The following is a 21,603-nucleotide window of genomic DNA, read 5'->3' as shown; positions in this document are numbered from 1 at the left end:
CTACAGCCCGAGGCTGCGGGCGATCAGCATGAGCTGCACCTCGGTCGTGCCCTCGCCGACCTCGAGGATCTTCGAGTCGCGGTAGTGCCGGGCGACGCGGTACTCGTTCATGAACCCGTTGCCGCCGAACACCTGGGTGGCGTCGCGCGCGTTGTCCATCGCGGCATCGCTCGCGGTGAGCTTCGCGATCGCCGCCTCCTGCTTGAACGGCTTGCCCGCGAGCATGAGGGCGGCCGCGTGGTAGTAGGCGCGACGGGCGACCTGCGCCCGGGCCTCCATCCGGGCGATCTTGAAAGCGATGGCCTGATGCCCGCCGATGTGCGTGCCGAACGCCTGGCGCTCCTTCGCGTAGCGCACGGCGTCGTCGACGCAGCCCTGCGCCGCCCCGACCGCGAGGGCGGCGATCGCGATGCGCCCCTCGTCCAGGATCCGCAGGAAGTTCGCGTAGCCGCGGCCGCGCTCGCCGAGGAGGTTCCCCTCCGGCACGCGCACGTCGTCGAAGGACAGCCCGTGCGTGTCCGAGGCGTTCCAGCCGACCTTGTCGTAGGGCGGGGCGACGGCGAAGCCCGGCGTGCCCGACGGCACGATGATCGTCGAGATCTCCTTGCCGCGCTCGGTCTCGCCCGTGACCGCGGTGACGGTCACGAAGGCGGTGATGTCGGTGCCGGAGTTGGTGATGAACTGCTTCGAGCCGTTGATCACCCACTCGCCTCCGTCGAGGCGCGCGGTCGTGCGGGTGCGGCCCGCGTCGCTGCCCGCATCGGGTTCGGTGAGGCCGAAGCCGCCGAGCCTCGTGCCGGCGGCGAGCGAGGGCAGCCAGCGCTGCTTCTGCTCCTCGGTGCCGAACCGGAAGATCGGCATGGCGCCGAGCGAGACGCCGGCCTCGAGGGTGATGGCGACGCTCTGATCGACCTTCGCGAGCTCCTCGAGCGCGAGGCAGAGCGCGAAGTAGTCGCCGCCCATCCCGCCGTACTCCTCGGGGAAGGGCAGGCCGAACAGGCCCAGCTCCGCCATGCCCGCGACGACCTCGTAGGGGAAGCTGTGCTCGCGGTCGTGCTGCGCGGACACGGGGGCGACCACCTGCTCGGCGAAGTCGCGCACCGTCGCGGACAGCTCGCGGTATTCCTCGGGGAGTTCGGACGGGATCGTCTCGGACACGCAGATCAGCTCCTCAGTGAACGATCGGTAACTGAAATAGATGTTAGCGCGCGTTCACTCGACTGTCCAGGATCGCTATCCTTACGGGATGACCACCGCGAGGGCGCAGGGGAAGGCACGGACGAGGCAGCTCTTCCTCGACGCCGCCGCCCGGCTCTTCGCGGATCGCGGGTTCCACGCCGTCTCGATCGGCGAGCTCGGCACCGCCGTCGGGGTCAGCGGGCCGGCCCTGTACCGGCACTTCCCGAGCAAGGATGCGATGCTCGAGGAGATCCTCATCGGCACGAGCGAGTTCCTGCTGCGGGGCGGATCCGAGATCGTCGCGGCGCCGCACACCTCGGATCTGGACGTGCTGGACGACCTCATCGACTTCCACCTCACCTTCGCGCTCGCGCACCGCGACATCATCCGCGTGCAGGATCGCGAGCTGGGCACGCTCCCGAAGGCCCCCAACCGCCAGGTGCGCAAGCTCCAGCGGCAGTATCTGGATCTCTGGGCCGAGGTCGTCGGGCGGCTGCGCCCCGAGATCCCGCCGGCCGATCTCCAGGTGGCGATGCACGCGGTGTTCGGCCTGCTGAACTCGACCGCGCACAGCACCGAGAAGCTCGTCTCGGCGGATGAGCGCGGAATACTCTCCGGCGCCGCACGGCGCGTGCTGATCGGCTGAGCGGCGCGCCAGGAGGGGCGGCTCAGTCCACCGGGCTGAGATCCTGGGCGGTCCACCGCACCCCGAGCACCTCGGGGGTGCGGATGACGTCCGCGATCGCGAGCTCGATCTGGTGGTCGTCGCGCTCGGGGCTGATCGCGATCGCCGTGATCACGACGATCTCGTCGGGCAGGTCGGCGGCGGCGACCGACTGCACCGTGAGCTCCGGGCGGTGCACGGCGTCGAACACGACCGCGCGCACATCGACCTCGTGCTCCCGCGCGCAGCGCACCTCGAAGGTGTACTCGACCTCGGTGTTCTTCTCCCGGCCCGCCGTGCCCCCGCGCCGGTCGAGCACTCGCCCGACCGGGCGCAGCAGCACGTTCGCCAGGATCACGGCCGCCGTGCCCGCGGCGCCGATCCAGACCAGGCCGCCTCCGGCGAGGGCACCGACCGCGGCCGAGGCCCAGAGGGTGGCCGCGGTGTTGAGCCCCGAGATCGACGCGCCCTGCTTCATGATCACGCCGGCTCCGAGGAAGCCGATGCCGGAGACGATCTGCGCGGCGACACGGGTGGGGTCGGCGTCGGGTCCATGGAAGCTGAAGGCGCCCATGATCACGAACAGGGCCGAGCCGAGGCTCACGAGGGCGTTCGTGCGCAGGCCGGCGGTGCGCGCGCGCCACTGCCGCTCGAACCCGATGAGCGCGCCGAAGGCGAGACCTGCGCTCAGGCGGAGGGCGATGTCGAGGGTGTCGATCATGGGATTCTCCTGACGGGCGGGGCCCTCCGGACGATCCGCAGCGGATCGCCGGAGGGCCGGACGAAGCGAGCGCGACCGCGCTCGGGGATCAGATCCAGGCGCCGAAGCGGCGGATGAAGGCCTTCTTGGCCACCTGGACGACGAGGCAGTAGGCGACCAGCGTCAGCACCAGCCACGGGAAGTAGGTCCAGGGCAGCGAGACCAGGCCGAGCACGTGGCCCCATCCGGTGAACGGCAGCACGAGGCCGAACACGCAGACCGCGCCGGTCGCGAGCAGCACGGGAAGGCCCGCGCGGGACTGGACGAACGGCAGGCGCTTGGTGCGCAGCAGGTGCACGATCAGCGTCTGCGAGATGATCGACTCGATGAACCAGCCGGACTGGAACAGCGCGGCGTGCGCGGGGCTGTTCGCCTGGAAGACGAACCACATCAGCAGGTAGGTGGTGATGTCGAAGATCGACGAGGTCGGTCCGATGAGGATCATGAACCGGGACAGCGTCTTCGTCTCCCACTTGCGCGGCTGCTCGATGTCGCGCTCGTCGACCCGGTCCCAGGGCAGCGTCAGCATGGACAGGTCGTAGGCGAGGTTCTGCACCAGCACGACGAGCGGGATCATCGGCAGGAACGGGAGCATCGCGCTGGCCACGAGCACCGAGAACATGTTGCCGAAGTTCGAGGACGCGGTCATCTTGATGTACTTCATCGTGTTGACGAAGGTCCGCCGCCCCTCGACGACGCCGCCGTCGAGCACGTTCAGGTCCTTCTCCAGCAGGATGATGTCGGCCGACTCCTTCGCGATGTCGACGGCGGTGTCCACCGAGATGCCGACATCCGCGGTGCGGAGGGCGGGGGCGTCGTTGATGCCGTCGCCCATGAACCCGACGGTGTGTCCGTGCTCGCGCATCGCCTCGACGATGCGCGCCTTCTGCGCCGGGTTCGTCTTCGCGAACACCGTCGTCTCGTCGGCGAGCTCGCCGAGCTCGCGCAGCGAGAGCTCGTCGATCTCCGGCCCGAGCACGATCCGCCCCGGATCCATGCCGATCTCGCGGCAGACGGTCGCCGCGACGAGCGGGTTGTCCCCGGTGATGACCTTCACCTCGACGCCGCGGTGGCGCAGGTTCGCGATCGCCGCCCCTGCGGTCGCCTTGGGCGGATCCAGGAAGCTGAGGAAGCCCACGAGCGTCATGTCGTGCTCGTCCTCGGCGGAGTAGTCGGGGAACCGGCCCTTCTCATCCGGCGCGATCGAGCGCACGGCGACGGCGAGCACCCGCATCCCGAGCTCGTTCTGGGCGGCGACGAGGTCGTCCAGCTCGATCCGGCGCGCCGCGGTCAGCTCGGTCTCCTCGCCGTCCCGCAGCTCGTTGGTGCAGCGGTCGAGCAGTTCCTCGGCGGCGCCCTTCGTGATGATCGTCTGGGCGAAGCCGTCGCTGACCACGACGGACATCCGGCGCCGCACGAAGTCGAACGGCATCTCGTCGACGAGGGAGAAGTCGCGGCGCACCTCGTCGAGCATCCCCGGCCCCGCCGCCGTGAGCACGGCGCCGTCCAGCAGGTTGCGCAGCCCGGTCTGGAAGTGCGCGTTCGCGGCCGCATACCGCAGCGTGCTCTCGGAGCGGGTGCCCGAGGTGTCCAGGTGCTGCTCGAGCACGATGCGGTCCTCGGTCAGCGTCCCGGTCTTGTCGGTCGCGAGCACGTCCATCGCGCCGAGGTTCTGGATGCTGTTGAGGCGCTTGACGATGACCTTGCGCCGCGCCATGAACTTCGCGCCCTTGGCGAGGTTCGCGGTCACGACGAGCGGCAGCATCTCGGGGGTCAGGCCGACCGCGGTCGTCACTCCGAAGAGGAAGGCGCTGGTCCAGTCCTTGGTGAGGCCGTTCACGATGAACACGACCGGCACCATGACGAGCATGAACTTGATCAGGGTGAAGGTGACCTTCTTGATGCCCTGATCGAACGCGGTCTCCGGGCGCGCGCCGACGATCGCGGAGGACATGCTGCCGAAGTAGCTGAGCCTTCCGGTGCCGATGACGACGGCCGTGCCGGATCCGGACACGACCGACGTGCCCATGAAGCCGAGGTTGGCGGCATCGACGATCGATGCCGCGGTCGCGGTCTTGTCGGCCTCGAAGGTCTTCTCCGCCGGCATCGCCTCGCCGGTGAGCATCGACTGGTTGATCTGCAGGTCCTTCGTGCGCAGGAACCGCACGTCGGCGGGGATCATGTCGCCCGCCGCGAGCTGCACGATATCGCCGCGCACGATCTGCTCGATCGGCAGCTCGCCCGTGACGGGGCGGCCGTCGACGCGGCGGGTGATGGCGGCGGTCGTGCGGACCATCGCCTTGAGCTGCTCGGCGGCGCGCGAGGAGCGGTACTCCTGCCAGAAGCGCAGTAGGACGCTGACCAGCACCATCGCGCCGATCGTGCTCACGCCGGTGTAGTCGGGGCCGTCCGCGGGGTCGGCGAAGATCACGTCCGTGCAGAGCATGACGGCGGAGAGGAACAGCAGGATGAGGATGAACGGGTTCAGGAACGTCTTGAGCAGCTGGACGACCGCGGGGGCCGGCTTGTCGTGCCGCACCTCGTTGCTGCCGTAGCGTGCCCGGCGCTCCTCGACCGCGTGCTCGTCGATGCCGTCGATGTCGCTGGAGAAGGCGCGCAGCGTGATCTTGGCCGGCTGGGCCGCGGAGTCCACGAGGATGCGCTGCTGCGCTGTGCTGAGGGTCGCGGTGGCTTCGCCGCGCTTCTTGGTCGCGGGGCGCGGCGGGCGGGCGGGGTCGGGAAGGGTGAGCACCTGGTCGTTGACGCGGAATGCGCGCATGATCTGCCTAACGGTGAGGGCGCGACGGAGGGCGCCGGCTCACCCGCAGGTCAGCGGGGAGGGCGGATCGTCGCGAAGAACGGGAGGACTTCGGAGGATCCCGGCACGACGTCTCCGACCAGGCTGCGCCGGCGGAGGACCGTCCCGCCGGGGCGGGTCAATCGACTGTCGCTGTCAGGCACGGCGGTCACCTCCTTCGGGTCGGTTCCTGGTCTCGCACGCTCATGCGGCGGGCGACCTGCCGCGGGAGTGCGGACGGTCGCGCTGTTCGGCGCGCCCCGCAGAGGCACGGGTCATCGCGTCAGGACGACGATATCAACATTCAATTGGTTGCGCAAATGAATGAGGAAATTGAGAAGAGAGCAGCCGATCCTCAGGCGTGCTGGAAGCGGGGCCGGCGGGGCGGGCGGCGCTCGTCGGACTCCAGTGCGAGCGTGCCATCGGGGGCGATGTGCTCGAAGACGGTCTCGACGAGGGTCACGATGTGCGGGTCGTCGACGCGGTAGAGCTGTCGCCGGCCTTCGCGCCGGGCCGAGACCACGCCGGCGGCGCGCAGCTTGGCGAGCTGCTGGCTCGTGGCGGGGATGGTGGCGCCCGTGCGCTCGGAGAGGGATGTCACGTCGCTCTCGCCCGCGGCGAGCAGCCAGACGATGTGCAGGCGTCCGGGGACGGAGAGCAGATCGAAGGTGCCGGCGGCCGCGCCGAGGCGCTCCGGGGTGGCGATGATCCGGTCCGGCTCGTTCACGAGCGACTCACCATCCATTCATTTGCGCAAGCAGTTGAGTGAGACTATCGTACGACATGGTCCGGCATCGGGCACGAGCGCACAGCGGAGGAGGTGATGACGATGAGTCATCCTGACCATCGATCCCACCCGCCCCTCCCGCACGCGCTCCCCGGCTGACCTGCCGGTCGCGCTCTTCTCATGGAGCCCGCCATGACGACTCTCCGTCCCTTCGCCGGACACACGTCCGTCGGCGCACGGTCGCGCACCCGCCTCGCGGCCGACGCGATCGTGCTCGTCGGGTTCGCGGTGCTGCTGTTCCTGCTCATCCGCCTCGCGGAGGGGGTCGGCGCGCCGTTCAACCCGTCGAACGCGGCGTCCAGCGTGTCGACCGATCCGGCGAACCTGCCGTACTACGCGGCGCGGTCGCTGCTGCGGATGTTCGTCGCGCTGCTGGCGTCCCTGCTGTTCACCTTCGTGTACGCGACCGCGGCGGCGCGCTCCCGGCGCGCGGAGAAGATCCTCATCCCGCTGCTCGACATCCTGCAGTCGGTGCCCGTGCTCGCCTTCCTCTCGGTGACGCTGTCGATCTGGCTCGTGCTCTTCCCCGGGTCGATGCTGGGGCTGGAGTGCGCCTCGGTCTTCGCGATCTTCACGAGCCAGGCCTGGAACATGACGTTCGCGTTCTACAGCTCGCTGACCACTCAGCCCCGTGAGCTGGACGAGGCCGCACGCCTGCTGCGGCTCACGAAATGGCAGCGCTTCTGGAAGCTGGACGTCCCGAGCGGCATGATCCCGCTGGTCTGGAACGGGATGATGAGCTTCGGCGGAGGCTGGTTCTTCCTCGTCGCGTCCGAGGTGATCTCGGTCAACAACCACACCTACGCGCTGCCGGGGATCGGATCCTTTGTGGCGGCGGCGACCGCTCAGCAGAACATCCCGGCGATCCTCCTGGCGATCGGCGTCATGGTGCTCATGGTGATCGGCGTGAACACCCTGTTCTGGCGGCCGCTGACCGCCTGGGCCGAGAAGTTCCGCATCGGGGACACCTCTGCCACGGTCGTGCAGCGCAGCATCACTCTCAACGTGCTGCGGCACTCCGGCGTCTCCCGCTACCTGGGCGTCGCGCTCCGCCCGGTCGGGCGGGGGCTCGACGCCGCCACCCGCCCGTTCGGGCTCGCCGATCGGCCCTTGCTCGTGAACGAGCGACGGCGCCGCACCGGCGACGTCGTGTTCGCCGTCGTCGTCGGCGCCCTCGTGCTGTGGGGCGTCGTGGAGATGCTGTTCTACATCCAGGGCGCGGTGGGCCTTGCCGAGTTCGGCAAGGCGCTGCTGCTCGGCTTCGTCACGTTCGCGCGCGTCGTCGTGCTGATCGTGGTCGCCACGCTCATCTGGGTGCCGATCGGGGTCTGGATCGGCATGAACCCCCGCGTCACCCGCTTCGCGCAGCCCGTCGTGCAGGTGCTCGCGAGCTTCCCCGCCAACTTCCTCTTCCCGTTCATCACGCTCCTGCTCATCAAGACCGGCGTCAGCCTCGACGTCGGCGGCATCTTCCTGATGGCGCTCGGCGCGCAGTGGTACATCCTGTTCAACGTCATCGCGGGAGCCTCGGCGATCCCGGCGGATCTCCGGGAGGCGTCGGTGAACCTCGGCGTGAGCCGCTGGCTGCGATGGAGGAGGATGATCCTGCCCGCCGTGTTCGCCTCCTGGGTGACGGGCGGGATCACCGCGGCCGGCGGCGCCTGGAACGCCTCGATCGTCTCCGAGGTGGTCAGCTACGGGCACACCACCCTCACCGCGACCGGCCTCGGCGCCTACATCGCGAACGCGACCACGGCGGGCGACTTCGCCCGCACGTTCGTCGGCGTGATCGTCATGACGCTGTTCGTCGTGGGCATCAACCGCCTGTTCTGGCGGCGGCTCTACCGCCTCGCCGAGACCCGATTCTCCCTGACCTGACGCTGTCCCCGACTCCCGGAGGAGGTGCCCCATGGCACAGAAGACCGACCGCACGTCCGCCCCGCTGGAGATCGGGGCGCCGCTCATCGACATCGACCGGGTCACGAAGTCGTTTCCCTCGGCCGACGGCACCACGCTCAACGTCCTGTCCGAGATCTCGCTCACGCTGCGCAAGGGCGAGATCGTCGCCCTGCTCGGCAAGTCCGGATCCGGCAAGTCGACGCTGCTGCGCACGATGGCCGGCCTCATCGCGCCGACCACGGGGGAGGTGCGCTACCGCGGCGAGCGGCTCGAGGGCGCGAACCCCGGGGTCGGGATGGTGTTCCAGTCGTTCGCGCTCATGCCGTGGCTCACGGTGCAGGCCAACGTCGAGCTGGGGCTCGAGGCCCGCGGCGTGCCCGCGGCGGAGCGCCGGGAGCGCGCGCTCGCCGCGATCGACGTGATCGGCCTGGACGGATTCGAGTCCGCATACCCGCGCGAGCTCTCCGGCGGCATGCGGCAGCGCGTGGGCTTCGCGCGCGCCCTGGTGCTGCGTCCGGACGCCCTGCTGATGGACGAGCCGTTCTCCGCGCTCGACGTGCTGACCGCGGAGAACCTCCGGGGCGAGATCATGTCGCTCTGGGCGCAGCCGGAGTTCCCGACCTCCGCCATCTGCATCGTGACGCACAACATCGAGGAGGCGGTGCTGCTCGCCGACCGGGTGCTCGTGCTGGGATCCAACCCCGGGCATGTGAAGGGCGAGGTGCCGATCCTGCTGCCCAGGCCGCGCGATCGCCGCAGCCCCACCTTCGAGTCGACGATCGATGCGCTCTACGCGATGCTCACCGACACCGAGCGCGTGCCGACGTCGTCGGTGGTGCCCGCGCCGACCCCGCTCAGCCACCCGCTGCCGGACATCACGGTGGGCGGGCTCGCGGGCCTCATCGAGATCGTGCACGCCCACAACGGGCAGACCGATCTGCCCGATCTCGCGGACGAGCTCTCCTTCGAGGTGGACGATCTGCTGCCGCTCGTGGACGCCGCCCAGTTGCTCGGGCTGCTCGAGGTCGAGGGCGCCCAGGCCTTCCTCAGCGACGGCGGGCGGGACTGGCTGACCGCGGACATCCAGACCAGCAAGGAGCTGTTCGCGGCGCGGGCGGTGCAGAGCGTCCCGCTCATCCGGACGATCGTGAAGGCGCTCGAGAACAGCGACGACGGCGCGCTGCGCGACGACTTCTTCCTCGACCTGCTGCGGCGCGGCTACACCGCAGAGGACGCCCGCCGGCAGCTCGACATCGCGATCGACTGGGGCCGCTACGGGGAACTGTACGACTACGACGCCGACACCGGAGAGCTCGTGCTCGGCGAGCTCGCGGCCGAGGCGGAGCGGCATCTGGCGGCGGAGGGCGCCGCGGACTGAGCGCGGGCGTGGCGTTCGCGACGGATGCACGACCCCGTCACAGATGCACGACGAGAACGCAGGATCCGTCGTGCAGCCGTGATCGGGTCGTGCATCCGTCGCGGTCGGCAGCCGGGCCGGCTGCGCCCCGGTCAACCCCCGAGGATCGCCCTCGCCTGGCGCAGCACCGGCTCGTCGACCATGCGGCCCTCGAACCGGAACACCCCGCCCTGCCGCTCGGCCTCGGCCAGCACGCGCTCGGCCCAGTCCCGCTCCTCGGGCGTGGCGGCGTAGCCCTCGCGGATCACCGCGACCTGGCTCGGGTGGATGCAGGCGGTCGCGTCGAAGCCGCTGGCCGCGGCGTCGAGCACCTCGGCGCGCAGGCCATCGACATCGGCGATGTCGAGGTGCACGGAGTCGATCGCCGCCTTCCCGAAGGCCTTGGCTGCGAGCAGCACGCGGGAGCGCGCGTGGCGCGCGACGTCGCGGTAGCGGCCCGCATGAGCGCCCGCGGTGAACCGGCTCGACCGCCCCGCCATGCTCGCGACGAGATCCTCCGCCCCCCACATGAGTCCTATGGCCGCGGGATGCGCGGCGATCTCCTCGGCGTGCACGACGCCGCGTGCGGTCTCGCAGAGCGCGAGCACCTGCAGCCCTGCGGCGTGCAGCGCGTCGAGGTCGGCGGCGGACTCGGCCTTGGCGAGCATCGCGGTGCGATACGCGGTGCCGGTGAGGGCGTCGAGGTCGAGCGCGTGGTCCGGGGTGCTCGCCGGGTTCACGCGCACGATCGTGCGTTCCGGGTCCAGGGCCGAGGCGGCGACCTTGGCGCGGGCGGCGGGCTTGTCGTCCGGCGCGACCGCGTCCTCGAGGTCGATGATCACCGTGTCGGCGGCGGCGAGGGCCTTGGCGTACCGGTCGTCGCGATCCGCGGGGCAGAACAGCAGCGCGGGGCCGTGGATCCCGGCGCTCATCGGGTCTCCCCGGCCGGGAGGCACTGCATGAGCGTCGATCGCGTGGCGAGCGCGACGACCGCGCCGTCCTGGTTGCGCCCGGTGTGCGCGAACTGCACGATGCCCTGCCCCGGGCGCGACGACGAGAGCCGCTTCGACACGATCAGGGTCTCGGCGTAGAGGGTGTCCCCGATCCGCACGGGGGCGGGGAAGGAGACGTCGGAGAAGCCGAGGTTCGCCACGATCGTGCCCATCGTGAGCTGGGCGACCGAGAGCCCGACGAGCGTGGACAGGGTGAACATGCTGTTCACGAGCCGTTCGCCGAACTCGGTGCCCGCGCTCCAGGCCGCGTCCAGGTGCAGCGCCTGGGTGTTCATGGTCAGAGTGGTGAACAGCACGTTGTCGGCCTCGGTGACCGTGCGCCCTGGGCGGTGCAGGTAGACCGCGCCCTCCTCGAACTCCTCGAAGTAGAGCCCCCGCTGTTCGATGCGCTTCTCGCTCACGTCGTCTCCTGTGGTTCGCGCGGCGCCGGGGACGCCCCGTCATCGGATGCCGCATCGCCCGCGTCGGGGGCGATCGTCGCCAGCGTCTGCCCGCGCGCGACGGTGTCGCCCTGCGCCGCGTGCAGCGAGACGGTTCCGGCGACGCCCGCGCGCAGCACGTGCTCCATCTTCATCGCCTCGACGACGAGGACGGGGTCGCCCTCCTCGACCCTGGCGCCCTCGGACGCGTGCACGAGCACGACCGTCCCCGGCATGGGGGAGTCCAGATGCGGCGTGGTCTCCGCGGCGCCTCCCGCGGCGTGCGAGACCCGCTCCACGGCGATCTCGAAGACCGCACCGGCGTGCGCGAGCGCGATCCGATCGGATCCGGTCGCGCACGCCGCGATCGTGCGGGTGGTGCCGCCGATCGTGAGAGTGCGTCCGGAGGGCCCGCCCGCGCGCAGCACGGCGGCGACGGGGTCGGATCCGTCGACCGCGACCGTCAGGGCCGATCCGGATCCGGTCATGAGCACCTCGGCGCGGCGCCCGCCGCAGACCAGCCCGTGGCGGCGCGGGGCGGGAGCGCCGAGACGCCAGCCGTCGCGGCGGGTCCAGGGGCTCGAGAGGGTCGGAGCCTCGGACTCGTGTGCGGCTTCGAGGAGCAGCGCCGCCTCCGCGAACACGCGGTCATCGGCCTCCGCGAACGCGAGGTCGTCGAAGCGGCGGGCGATGAGATCGGTGTCGAGGTCGCCCGCGACCACCTCCGGCAGCTCGAGCAGCGCCCGCACGAACTCCACGTTCGTCGGGAAGCCGAACACCGCTGTCTCGTCGAGCGCCCGCAGCAGGCGCCGGCGGGCCTCGTCGCGATCCGCGCCGTGCGCGATGATCTTCGCGAGCATCGGGTCGTAGTCGATCGAGACGTCCAGGCCGTCGGCGATCGCGGTGTCGACCCTGATCCCCTCGCCCTCGGGGTGGATCACGCGCTGCACCCGACCGCCCGTGGGCAGGAAGCCGGCGGCCGGATCCTCGGCGTACACGCGGGCCTCGATGCTGTGGCCGCGCAGCACGACGTCGTCCTGCGCGAAGCCGAGCGGTGCGCCCGCGGCGATGAGCAACTGCTGCTCCACGAGGTCGAGCCCGGTGACCTGCTCGGTCACGGGGTGCTCGACCTGCAGGCGCGTGTTCATCTCCATGAAGAAGAACTCGTCGGGCCGGGCGGCCTCGACGATGAACTCGACCGTGCCGGCGCCGCGGTAGTCGACGCTCCGGGCGGTCTCGCAGGCGGCGGCGCCGATCGCCGCGCGCGTGGCCTCGTCGAGCAGCGGGGACGGCGCCTCCTCGATCACCTTCTGGTGCCGCCGCTGCAACGAGCACTCGCGCTCGCCGAGGTGCACGACGTGCCCGTGCGCGTCCGCGAGGACCTGCACCTCGATGTGCCGGGGGGTCGTGAGGTAGCGCTCCAGGAACAGCGCGTCGTCGCCGAAGCTCGCGGCGGCCTCGCGCCGCGCCGCGGCGATCGCATCGGCGAGGTGCGCCTCGTCCTCGACCACGTGCATGCCCTTGCCGCCGCCGCCCGCCGAGGGCTTGATGAGCAGCGGATAGCCGATGCCGGGCGCCGCGGCGATGAGCTCGGCATCGCTGAGACCGGGGCGTGCGATCCCGGGCACCGTGGGCACGTCGCGCTCGGCGACCGCGAGCTTGGCCGTGATCTTGTCGCCCATCGTGCGGATCGCGTCCGCGGTCGGCCCGATGAACACGATGCCGGCATCGGCGCACGCCTGTGCGAACGCGGCGTTCTCGGCGAGGAAGCCGTAGCCGGGGTGGATCGCCTGCGCGCCGGTGGCGCGGGCGGCGTCCAGCACGGCGTCGATGCTCAGGTAGCTCTGCGCGGCGGGGGCGGGCCCGATCCGCACGGCGACGTCCGCGAGGGCGACGTGGCGGGATCCGGCGTCGGCGTCGCTGTAGACGGCGACCGAGCGGATCCCGAGCCGGCGCAGCGTCGCGATGATGCGGCAGGCGATCTCGCCGCGGTTGGCGATGAGGACGGTGTCGAACAGGTCGACGGGGTCGGTATGACGCATCTCACTCACATCCGGAAGACGCCGAATCGGCGCTGGTCTGCCGCTCCGCGGGTGGCGGGCGCGTCGGTCGAGGGGGCCCGCATCACGACGTCGAGCGCGAGGCCCAGCACGTCGCGGGTCTGACCGGGTTCGATGATCCCGTCGTCCCACAGCCGGCCGGTGGAGTAGTAGGGGCTGCCCTGCTCGTCGTAAGCGGCGCGGATCGGCGCCTGGAACTCGGCCTCCTCCTCGGCCGACCAGGATCCGCCCGCGGCCTCGATCTGATCGCGGCGCACGGTCGACAGCACCGACGCCGCCTGCGGCCCGCCCATGACCGACACACGGGCGCCCGGCCAGAGCCAGAGGAACCGCGGCGAGTACGCCCGCCCGCACATCGAGTAGGTGCCGGCGCCGAAGGATCCGCCCACGACGACCGTGAGCTTGGGCACGGTCGCGGTCGCGACCGCGTTCACCATCTTCGCGCCGTGCTTCGCGATGCCGCCCGCCTCGTACTCGCGGCCGACCATGAAGCCGGTGATGTTCTGCAGGAACAGCAGCGGGATGCCGCGCTGCTCGCAGAGCTGGATGAAGTGCGCGCCCTTGAGCGCGGACTCCCCGAAGAGCACGCCGTTGTTCGCGATGATCCCGACGCGGTGGCCGTGGATGTGCGAGAACGCGGTCACCAGGGTCGTGCCGTACTCCGGCTTGAACTCGGTGAAGGCGCCGCCGTCGACGATGCCGCGGATGATCTCGCGCGCGTCATAGGGCACGGTCAGCTCGACCGGGACCACGTCGAGCAGATCCACGACGGGAGGATCCGCGACCGCCGCGGCCGCATCAGCGAGCATCGGGGACGGGGGCAGGGTCGCGACGATGTCCCGCACGATCTGCAGCGCATGCTCGTCGTTCTCGGCGAGGTGGTCGGCGACGCCCGAGACCCGGGTGTGCACTTCGCCGCCGCCGAGATCCTCCGCGGTGACGACCTCGCCGGTCGCCGCCTTCACGAGGGGAGGGCCGCCGAGGAAGATCGTGCCCTGGTTGCGCACGATCACGGTCTCGTCGCTCATCGCGGGGACGTAGGCGCCGCCGGCCGTGCTCGAGCCCATGACCGCGGCGATCTGCGGGATGCCGTCGCGGGACATCCTCGCCTGGTTGTAGAAGATCCGCCCGAAGTGGTCGCGATCGGGGAACACCTCGTCCTGCATCGGCAGGAACGCGCCGCCCGAGTCGACGAGGTAGATGCAGGGCAGCCGGTTCTCGGCGGCGATCTCCTGTGCGCGCAGGTGCTTCTTGACCGTGATCGGGTAGTAGGTGCCGCCCTTGACCGTGGCGTCGTTCGCCACCACCATGACGTGCCGCCCGTGCACGAGCCCGATCCCCGCGACGACACCGCCGGAGGGCGCGTCACCGCCGTACAGCCCGTAGCCGGCGAGCGGCGCCACCTCGAGGAAGGGGCTCCCGGCATCGAGCAGATGGTCCACCCGGTCGCGGGCGAGGAGCTTGCCGCGCTCGGTATGGCGCAGGCGGGACTTCTCCGGCCCGCCCAGGGCGGCTTCCGCGCGGCGTGCGCGCAGCTCGTCGACGAGCTCCCGGTAGGTCGGCGCTGCGGCGCTCGGCGCGGATGACTGCGGCACGGAACCCTCCATCGGGTAGGGCCATCGGGTGAGGATGGGACTCGTGATTCAGATTAGCGAGCGTTAACTGAAATGTCCACGGGTCACTCTCCCCGGTGCGCGATCAGACCCCGTACTCGTCGTGGATGCGGTCGCGGAGCTGCACGCTGCAGGCGGCGACGGTCTCGTCCCATATCGTGGTGGCGCCGTCCTGCGCCGTGTCGGAGATCGCGCGCAGCACCCGGATCGGCACGTCGAACTGGTCGGCGACCCAGACGTACGCGTAGGTCTCCATGTCCACGAGCACCCCGCCGAGACCGCGGATCCGCTCGACCACCGCGACATCGTCCACGAAGCTGTCGCCCGTCGCGATCACGAGGCCGTCGCGGCCGGTCGCGACGCGGGGCGGCAGCGAGACGTGCTGTCCGATCACGCCGTCCAGGTCCTGCACGTCGTGCTGGATCGCGGCCGTGATCTCGTAGACGCCGCCCGGGAGCTCCGGATCCACGCCGCCCGCGGTGCCGACGACGACGACCTCCTCGTAGGCGGCCGCATCCAGCGCCCGGGTGAGGCCGTAGGCGGCCTTGAGCTTGCCGGGGCCGGTCACGAGCCGGTCGAAGCCCTCCAGCGTCTCGGGGAAGGCCTGCAGTTCGGACGCGAGGGCGGCGACGAGGAGTCTCATGCCTCCATCCTCGCAGGCGCGGCCCGGGCGACGTCGGCGTTCACGCGCACGAAACGTCGCCGTCGCATACTGGTTCCACGACCGAAGGAGAAGCATGACCCTGCAGCAGGACATCGCCGCCGACCTCGAGGTGCGGCCCGACATCGACCCCGCCGCGGAGATCGACCGCCGGATCGGCTTCCTCGTCGACTACCTCCGGCACACGGGCGCCAAGGGCTACGTGCTGGGGATCTCGGGCGGACAGGACTCGACGCTCGCCGGGCGCCTCGCGCAGCTCGCGGTCGAGAAGGTGCGCGCCGAGGGCGGCGAGGCGGCGTTCATCGCCGTGCGCCTGCCCTATCGGGTGCAGCACGACGCCGACGACGCGACCGCCGCGATGGCGTTCATCGCCGCGGACGAGGGCGTCGAGGTCAACATCGAGCACGGCGTCGACGGGCTCGAGAACGACCTGGAGGCGGCGGGCCTGGAGGACGTCGCCGACTTCCACCGCGGCAACATCAAGGCGCGTCTGCGCATGGTCACGCAGTACGCGATCGCCGGTCAGCGCGGCATGCTCGTGATCGGCACGGACCACGCGGCCGAGGCGGTGACCGGGTTCTTCACGAAGTTCGGCGACGGCGCGGCGGACCTCACGCCGCTCGCCGGGCTCACCAAGCGGCAGGGCCGTGCGCTGCTGCTCGCGCTCGGGGCGCCGGACCGCCTGGCCTACAAGGTGCCGACGGCCGACCTCCTCGACGGCACGCCGGGACGCGCCGACGAGGACGAGCTCGGCCTCACCTACGAGCAGATCGACGACTTCCTCGAGGGCCGCCCTGTGGACGAGGACGCGGCGCGACGCATCGAGACGCGCTATCTCGCCACCGCGCACAAGCGCCGCCAGCCGGTCACCCCCGACGACACCTGGTGGCGCTGAGCGCGGTCGAGCCTCCCGTGCGCGCGTGACGGATGCAGGGTCCGGACACGGATGCAGGACGCATCAGGGCGATCGCTCGTGCATCCGTGCCCGGATCGTGCAGGCGGCACATCCGTCGGCGTCGCGCCGGGCGGATCCCGATCCGTGATGTCGGCGGTCCCGTCTAGGGTCGAAGCGACGGCCTGATCGGCCGCCACCCGAAGACAGGAGCCGTCGTGCGCGTGATCACCCCCTCCGGATCCGACCGGAAGCGCGTGATCTGGAGCGCCACAGACCTGAAGCTCGCGGCCGAGTGCGAGTTCGCCTGGGCGCGCGCGGTCGATGCCAAGCTCGGGCGGGTCGAGCCGGTCGAGGACCCGGAGGACGCCACCCTCGCCCGCGCCGCGGCGATGGGCGACGCGCATGAGCTCGTGGTGCTCGACGACTATCTGGCGAAGCACGGGCGATCCGTCGACGGCGGGCCCGGCGTGATCGAGCTGCCCAAGGTGTCGTCGACCGACGCGGAGGCGCTCGCCGGTGTCGTCGCCGACACGGTGCGCGCGCTGCGGTCCGATGCGACCGTGATCTATCAGGCCGCGTTCTCCACGCCCGAGTTCGTCGGATTCGCCGACTTCCTCCTGCGCGACCCCGACGGCCGCTGGCGCGTGCAGGACTCCAAGCTCGCCCGCACCGCGCGCGTCACGGCGCTCATGCAGCTGGCGGCATATGTCGACCAGCTCGATCGGCTCGAAATCCCGCGCTCCGACGAGGTGGATCTGATCCTCGGCGACCGCAGCGTGTCGACGCATGCGGTGAGCGATCTGCTTCCGCTGTTCCATGTGCGCAGGGCGCGACTGCGCGCACTCATCGCCGACCGCCGCATCGACGAGGGCGCTGGCGGGACTCCGCTCGCCTGGGGCGACGACCGCGGCGACCTGCAGGTCGTCGCCTGCGGGCGGTGCGCCACGTGCGAGCTCGAGGTCGTGTCCCACCGCGACCTGCTGCTCGTCGCGCGGATGCGCCCGGTGCAGCGTGCGCGGCTCCGCGCCGCGGGCATCCACACGATCGACGACCTCGCGGCCGCGGCGGATGCCCCGGACGGCATGGGCGCGGAGACGTTCGAGGCGCTGCGCGCGCAGGCCCGGCTGCAGCTCGCGGCGATGGGCGCGGAAGCCGCCGCGGACGCCGCGGGCGAGACCGATGCGCACCCGGTGCCGCCGTTCGAGGTGGTCTCCGCGGCCGCGATCGGCATGATGCCGCGTCCCAGCCGCGGAGATCTGTTCTTCGACTTCGAGGGGGATCCGCTCTACACCGAGCCGGGCGAGGAGCACCCCCAGGAGAACAAGCGATGGGGGCTCGACTACCTGTTCGGCTGGGTCGACGACGCCGAGCAGTACAGCGCGCTGTGGGCGCACGACTTCGCGGCCGAGAAGCAGGCGCTGCTCGACTTCCTCGACTTCGTGGCCGCACGGCGGGCGGCGCACCCCGACCTGCACATCTACCACTACGCCCCCTACGAGACCTCGCACCTGCAGAACATGGCGGAGCGCTACGGCGTGGGCGAGGCCGCGGTCGACCGCCTGCTCCGCGAGGGCGTCTTCGTCGACCTGTACCCGCTCGTGCTGCGGACCGTGCGGATCGGATCCCGGTCGTACTCCATCAAGAAGCTCGAGCCGCTCTACATGGGCGAGGAGGTGCGCACGAGCGACGTGCAGAAGGGCGACGACTCGATCGTCCAGTACGTGCAGGCGCGGGGGCTCGCCGCCGCGGGGCGCCCGGCCGAGGCGGACGAGATCCTCGCCGACCTCGCCGACTACAACCGTTACGACTGCGTCTCCACCCGGCGGCTGCGCAACTGGCTCGTGGGCCTCGCACGCGAGGCGGGAGTGCTGCCGGCGCCGCCGGACGAGCCGGAGACCCGCGCCTATGAGCCGGCGCCGCTCTCGCTCGCGCTCCAGGCCGAGGGACAGCGCGTGCACGGCGAGGGCGGAGACGGGCAGACCTACCGGGTCGCCGCCGCCGCGATCGACTACTTCCCGCGCGAGGCGAAGAGCTTCTGGATCTCGCACTTCCAGCGCCTGCGCGAGCCGGTGACCCTGTGGGAGTCCACGCGCGACGTGCTGCGGATCGACCCCGGTCGCTCGGCCGTCGTCGAGGACTGGGGTCAGGAGGAGGGCGCCCGCGCGGTCACGCGGCTCGTCGACCTGCACGGCGAGGTCGCGCCCGGCAGCACCCTGAACGTCGGCGGCAGTCCGTTCGCGCTGTACGAGGCCCCCGCACCGTTCTTCGGTGAATTCCCGGCACGCGTGATCCATGTGCCGCACGAGGTCGAGGTCGTCGAGGTGCTTGACGACGGTTACCGGATCCGGGAGCGCTCGGTGGGCGGCCAGACCTGGGACGAGCTGCCGCTCGCGCTCACCCCGGCCGCACCGCCCCGCGTGAACTCGCTGCAGGGTGCGATCGAGGAGTGGGCCGGATCCGTCCTGTCGGCGGCGCCGGCGTTCCCGCGGGATCCGGCGACCGACGTCCTGCGCCGGATCGTGCCGCACACGGCCTCGGGCGGCCCGCTCCCGGTCCTGGAGGCGGGGCCGGACGGACACCCCGGGGGGAGCGCGGACGCCGCAGATGCGATCGTGCGAGGCGTGCTCGACCTCGACCGCAGCTATCTCGCGGTGCAGGGCCCTCCCGGAACCGGCAAGACCTACACCGCCTCGCACGTGATCGCCCGCCTGGTGAACGAGCACGGATACCGCATCGGCGTGGTGGCGCAGTCGCACGCGATCGTGGAGAACCTGCTCGAGCGGGTGGTCGCGGCCGGAGTGCCGGCGGCACAGGTGGCGAAGGCGCCGAAGGATCCGCAGGGGCCGGAGCCCGTGTTCACCGCGATCCGCAAGGACGGGATGGCAGGGTACCTGGCGGAGCAGGCCTCCGCGGGCCGCGGCTGCGTGGTCGGCGGCACCGCCTGGGACTTCTCCAGCACCCGGCGCGTGCAGCGCGGCGAGCTCGACCTGCTCGTGATCGACGAGGCGGGGCAGTTCTCACTCGCCTCCACGATCGCGGTCGCCGTCTCGGCGCAGCGCCTGCTGCTCCTGGGCGACCCGCAGCAGCTGCCGCAGGTGAGCCAGGGCACCCATCCCGAACCGGTCGACACCTCGGCGCTCGGCTGGGTCATGCACGAGAAGGCCGTGATCGATCCCGCGCACGGAGCCTTCCTCGCCCGCTCCTGGCGGATGCACCCGGAGGTCGCGGCCCCGGTCTCGCAGCTCGCCTACGCCGGCGCGCTCGCCTCGGCTCCCGGCACGGAGCGGCGCGTGATCGACGGGGTCGAGCCCGGGCTGCATGTGCGGCCGATCCGGCATCGCGGCAACGCCACGCAGTCGCCCGAGGAGGCCGCCGAGGTCGTCCGCATCGTCCGCGCGCTGATCGGGCGGGAGTACACCGACGGCATGGAGGGGGCGCCGCCGCGAGCCCTCGAGCAGGCGGACGTCATCGTCGTCGCACCGTACAACGCGCAGAAGCAGCTGATCCTCGACGCGCTCGCCGAGGCCGGTCTCGGCGATGTCGCGGTCGGCACGGTCGACAACTTCCAGGGCAGGGAGGCGGTGGTCTCGATCACGTCGCTCGCCGCCTCGAGCGGGCGGGACGCCCCGCGCGGACCCGAGTTCCTGCTGCTGCAGAACCGACTCAACGTGGCGATCTCGCGGGCCAAGGTCGCCGCCTATCTCGTGCACTCGCCCGCCCTGCTCGACGACCTCCCGTGGACGCCGGAGGGCGTTGCGCGGCTCAGCGCCTTCGCGCACCTCGTCGGTGCCGACCGCGAGGCGGCGGATCCGTCTTCAGCGGATCAGGATGACGCGAGCACCGAACGGGTGAACGACGCACGGGAGCGTGCCGATGCACTCTGAGTCCGAGATCCTGCGGGCGTCCGCGTCGTGGGTCTGGTTCCCGCGCGACAGCGAGACCGAGGGGGAGCACCTGCAGCTGGTGCGCTATCCCGCGCGCTTCGGAGGCGGCGTGCGCGCCTCGGTGATCGACTCCTCGCTCGATGCGGCCGGAGTCGTGGACCACGCGATCGCTCGCACCAGGGAGTGGGGCGAGCGGAAGCTGGTGTTCTGGGTCGGCGCGGCCGACTCTCCGCACGTCGAGGACGAGCTGCGCCGCCGTGGCGCGGGGCACGACGACACCGTGACGGTCTTCGCGCGGGCGATCCCCGGAGATCCGATCCCGGTTCCGGAAGGCATCGCGGCCGAGACCGTGCGCACGCTGGAGCAGGTGCGCGATGTGGATGCGATCAGCGTGCCGGTGTGGGCGCAGCAGCCGCTCGACGAGGACGGGTTGATGGAGCAGCTCGACGAGGTCACCGCGGATGCCGCGTCAGGGACGGGGTTCCGCGCGCTCGCCCGCGTCGGCGGGCAGGCGGTCAGTACGGGCGGCTGCACCCTCGTGGACGGCTTCCTGCGGTTATGGGGCGCGGCGACGCTTCCGGAGTTCCGGGGCAGGGGCGCGTATCGCGCGGTGCTCGCGGAGCGGCTGCGCATCGGGGATGAGCACGGGGCGACGACCGCCCTCGTCAAGGGCAGGGTCGAGACCTCGGCTCCGATCCTCGCGCGCTGCGGCTTCGCCGCCTACGGCGAGGACCGCTCCTACGTGCTCGAGGTCTAGACCGGGTCTGCTCGAGAACGGGGTGTCTCAGACCGTGCCTGTTTCAGACCGTGCCGTACAGGCGGTCTCCCGCGTCGCCGAGGCCGGGCACGATGTAGCCCTTCTCGTTCAGGCGCTCGTCGAGTGCACCGAGCACGAGGGTGACGTTGCGGTCGCCCACGAGGCTCTCGATGGCCGCGACGCCCTCGGGCGTGCCGAGCAGGCAGATCGCGGTCACGTCGTCCGCACCGCGGTCGAAGAGGAACTGGATCGCAGCGGCGAGGGATCCGCCGGTCGCGAGCATCGGATCGATCGCGAAGCACTGGCGTCCGCTCAGATCGTCCGGCAGTCGCTCGGCATAGGTCGTCGGCTCGAAGGTCTCCTCGTCGCGGACCATGCCGAGGAAGCCGACCTCGGCCGTCGGCAGCAGCTTGACGAGACCCTCGAGCATGCCGAGACCGGCGCGCAGGATCGGGACGACGATCGGCCGCGGCTCGGAGATCTTGACCCCCATGGTCGTGGTGACCGGGGTGGTGATCTCGATCGGGCTCACCCGCACGTTGCGCGTCGCCTCGTAGGCGAGCAGCGTCACGAGCTCCTCGGTGAGCTGGCGGAACACCGGCGACGGAGTGCGCGCATCGCGCAGCACCGACAGCTTGTGGGTGATGAGGGGGTGGTCGGCGACGTGCACACGCATAGGTACAGGGTACTTTGCCCGGGCCCGCGCGCGATGCGCGGATTCTCGGCGGAGGGGAGCGCCCGCCGTGCGCGGGCGACGCGAGGTGAGGGGACCGGCCTTCACGGCGTCGTGCTCGTCACCGCGTCGTGCCGGCGAGGAGG

At 71.2% G+C, this 21,603-nt stretch carries 16 protein-coding genes; 6 read left to right on the top strand and 10 right to left on the bottom strand.

Annotated features, from left to right (window positions below):
* Positions 1-1,158, bottom strand: a complete 1,158-nt coding sequence (locus ACIPY5_RS10315) for an acyl-CoA dehydrogenase family protein (protein ID WP_396652893.1) — start codon at positions 1,156-1,158, stop codon at positions 1-3.
* Between the two features lie 88 nt (positions 1,159-1,246).
* On the opposite strand from ACIPY5_RS10315, the gene ACIPY5_RS10310 reads away from it, so the two are divergent.
* The gene (locus ACIPY5_RS10310; RefSeq protein ID WP_400970122.1) at positions 1,247-1,825 is read left to right on the top strand and encodes a TetR/AcrR family transcriptional regulator; all 579 of its coding nucleotides are present in this window, start codon (positions 1,247-1,249) and stop codon (positions 1,823-1,825) included.
* A gap of 22 nt (positions 1,826-1,847) precedes the next feature.
* Here the strand turns inward: ACIPY5_RS10310 and ACIPY5_RS10305 are convergent, their stop codons facing one another.
* The 3 genes from ACIPY5_RS10305 to ACIPY5_RS10295 form a co-directional block, all read right to left on the bottom strand.
* Positions 1,848-2,564, bottom strand: coding sequence for an MgtC/SapB family protein (locus ACIPY5_RS10305; protein ID WP_233310152.1), 717 nt, complete (start codon positions 2,562-2,564; stop codon positions 1,848-1,850).
* Positions 2,565-2,652: 88 nt separating this feature from the next.
* The gene (gene mgtA / locus ACIPY5_RS10300) at positions 2,653-5,382 is read right to left on the bottom strand and encodes a magnesium-translocating P-type ATPase (protein ID WP_400970118.1); all 2,730 of its coding nucleotides are present in this window, start codon (positions 5,380-5,382) and stop codon (positions 2,653-2,655) included.
* A 373-nt stretch (positions 5,383-5,755) separates the two neighbouring features.
* Complete coding sequence (locus ACIPY5_RS10295; protein WP_400970115.1) at positions 5,756-6,145, bottom strand: ArsR/SmtB family transcription factor; 390 nt, start codon at positions 6,143-6,145, stop codon at positions 5,756-5,758.
* A 174-nt stretch (positions 6,146-6,319) separates the two neighbouring features.
* On the opposite strand from ACIPY5_RS10295, the gene ACIPY5_RS10290 reads away from it, so the two are divergent.
* Positions 6,320-8,065, top strand: coding sequence for an ABC transporter permease (locus tag ACIPY5_RS10290; protein WP_400970112.1), 1,746 nt, complete (start codon positions 6,320-6,322; stop codon positions 8,063-8,065).
* 31 nt (positions 8,066-8,096) lie between these two features.
* Positions 8,097-9,464: a nitrate/sulfonate/bicarbonate ABC transporter ATP-binding protein gene (locus ACIPY5_RS10285; RefSeq protein WP_400970109.1), complete on the top strand. Its 1,368-nt coding sequence runs from the start codon at positions 8,097-8,099 to the stop codon at positions 9,462-9,464.
* Between the two features lie 131 nt (positions 9,465-9,595).
* On the opposite strand, the gene ACIPY5_RS10280 is transcribed toward ACIPY5_RS10285, so the two are convergent.
* The 5 genes from ACIPY5_RS10280 to ACIPY5_RS10260 form a co-directional block, all read right to left on the bottom strand.
* Entirely contained in the window at positions 9,596-10,414 is an 819-nt protein-coding gene (locus ACIPY5_RS10280) for an HpcH/HpaI aldolase/citrate lyase family protein (RefSeq protein ID WP_400970106.1), read from the bottom strand.
* Positions 10,411-10,896, bottom strand: a complete 486-nt coding sequence (locus ACIPY5_RS10275) for a MaoC family dehydratase (RefSeq protein WP_309340919.1) — start codon at positions 10,894-10,896, stop codon at positions 10,411-10,413. Before ACIPY5_RS10275 ends, ACIPY5_RS10280 begins: the two co-directional genes overlap by 4 nt.
* Complete coding sequence (locus ACIPY5_RS10270; RefSeq protein ID WP_400970103.1) at positions 10,893-12,956, bottom strand: acetyl/propionyl/methylcrotonyl-CoA carboxylase subunit alpha; 2,064 nt, start codon at positions 12,954-12,956, stop codon at positions 10,893-10,895. The genes ACIPY5_RS10275 and ACIPY5_RS10270 overlap by 4 nt, the downstream gene beginning before the upstream one ends.
* A 5-nt stretch (positions 12,957-12,961) precedes the next feature.
* Complete coding sequence (locus ACIPY5_RS10265) at positions 12,962-14,569, bottom strand: carboxyl transferase domain-containing protein (RefSeq protein ID WP_400970100.1); 1,608 nt, start codon at positions 14,567-14,569, stop codon at positions 12,962-12,964.
* A gap of 103 nt (positions 14,570-14,672) precedes the next feature.
* Positions 14,673-15,230 (bottom strand): nucleoside phosphorylase, encoded by a 558-nt coding sequence (locus ACIPY5_RS10260; protein WP_400970097.1) that lies wholly within the window; start codon positions 15,228-15,230, stop codon positions 14,673-14,675.
* A gap of 94 nt (positions 15,231-15,324) precedes the next feature.
* Here ACIPY5_RS10260 and nadE point away from each other — a divergent pair, with 94 nt between their 5' ends.
* From nadE to ACIPY5_RS10245, 3 genes are all read left to right on the top strand, one after another.
* Positions 15,325-16,143, top strand: a complete 819-nt coding sequence (gene nadE, locus ACIPY5_RS10255) for an ammonia-dependent NAD(+) synthetase (protein ID WP_400970094.1) — start codon at positions 15,325-15,327, stop codon at positions 16,141-16,143.
* Between the two features lie 215 nt (positions 16,144-16,358).
* Positions 16,359-20,027, top strand: coding sequence for a TM0106 family RecB-like putative nuclease (locus tag ACIPY5_RS10250; RefSeq protein ID WP_400970091.1), 3,669 nt, complete (start codon positions 16,359-16,361; stop codon positions 20,025-20,027).
* Entirely contained in the window at positions 20,017-20,784 is a 768-nt protein-coding gene (locus ACIPY5_RS10245) for a GNAT family N-acetyltransferase (RefSeq protein ID WP_400970088.1), read from the top strand. The genes ACIPY5_RS10250 and ACIPY5_RS10245 overlap by 11 nt, the downstream gene beginning before the upstream one ends.
* Before the next feature lie 43 nt (positions 20,785-20,827).
* Here ACIPY5_RS10245 and upp read toward each other — a convergent pair whose 3' ends face one another.
* Entirely contained in the window at positions 20,828-21,460 is a 633-nt protein-coding gene (gene upp, locus ACIPY5_RS10240) for a uracil phosphoribosyltransferase (RefSeq protein WP_233310171.1), read from the bottom strand.
* Positions 21,461-21,603 lie beyond the last annotated feature (143 nt).

The sequence above is a fragment of the Microbacterium sp. NPDC089698 genome (assembly GCF_044749045.1).
Taxonomy (GTDB): Bacteria; Actinomycetota; Actinomycetes; order Actinomycetales; family Microbacteriaceae; genus Microbacterium.
The sequence above is the reverse complement of the archived record's forward strand: the minus strand, read 5'-3'. Positions and strand labels throughout refer to the sequence as shown.

Excerpts from the sequence above, each read along its gene's own strand:
- ACIPY5_RS10310 (WP_400970122.1), top strand. The coding sequence starts at position 1,247 with ATGACCACCGCGAGGGCGCAGGGGAAGGCACGGACGAGGCAGCTCTTC.
- ACIPY5_RS10305 (WP_233310152.1), bottom strand. The coding sequence starts at position 2,564 with ATGATCGACACCCTCGACATCGCCCTCCGCCTGAGCGCAGGTCTCGCC.
- mgtA (WP_400970118.1), bottom strand. The coding sequence starts at position 5,382 with ATGCGCGCATTCCGCGTCAACGACCAGGTGCTCACCCTTCCCGACCCC.
- ACIPY5_RS10295 (WP_400970115.1), bottom strand. The coding sequence starts at position 6,145 with ATGGATGGTGAGTCGCTCGTGAACGAGCCGGACCGGATCATCGCCACC.
- ACIPY5_RS10290 (WP_400970112.1), top strand. The coding sequence starts at position 6,320 with ATGACGACTCTCCGTCCCTTCGCCGGACACACGTCCGTCGGCGCACGG.
- ACIPY5_RS10285 (WP_400970109.1), top strand. The coding sequence starts at position 8,097 with ATGGCACAGAAGACCGACCGCACGTCCGCCCCGCTGGAGATCGGGGCG.
- ACIPY5_RS10280 (WP_400970106.1), bottom strand. The coding sequence starts at position 10,414 with ATGAGCGCCGGGATCCACGGCCCCGCGCTGCTGTTCTGCCCCGCGGAT.
- ACIPY5_RS10270 (WP_400970103.1), bottom strand. The coding sequence starts at position 12,956 with ATGCGTCATACCGACCCCGTCGACCTGTTCGACACCGTCCTCATCGCC.
- ACIPY5_RS10260 (WP_400970097.1), bottom strand. The coding sequence starts at position 15,230 with ATGAGACTCCTCGTCGCCGCCCTCGCGTCCGAACTGCAGGCCTTCCCC.
- nadE (WP_400970094.1), top strand. The coding sequence starts at position 15,325 with ATGACCCTGCAGCAGGACATCGCCGCCGACCTCGAGGTGCGGCCCGAC.
- ACIPY5_RS10245 (WP_400970088.1), top strand. The coding sequence starts at position 20,017 with ATGCACTCTGAGTCCGAGATCCTGCGGGCGTCCGCGTCGTGGGTCTGG.
- upp (WP_233310171.1), bottom strand. The coding sequence starts at position 21,460 with ATGCGTGTGCACGTCGCCGACCACCCCCTCATCACCCACAAGCTGTCG.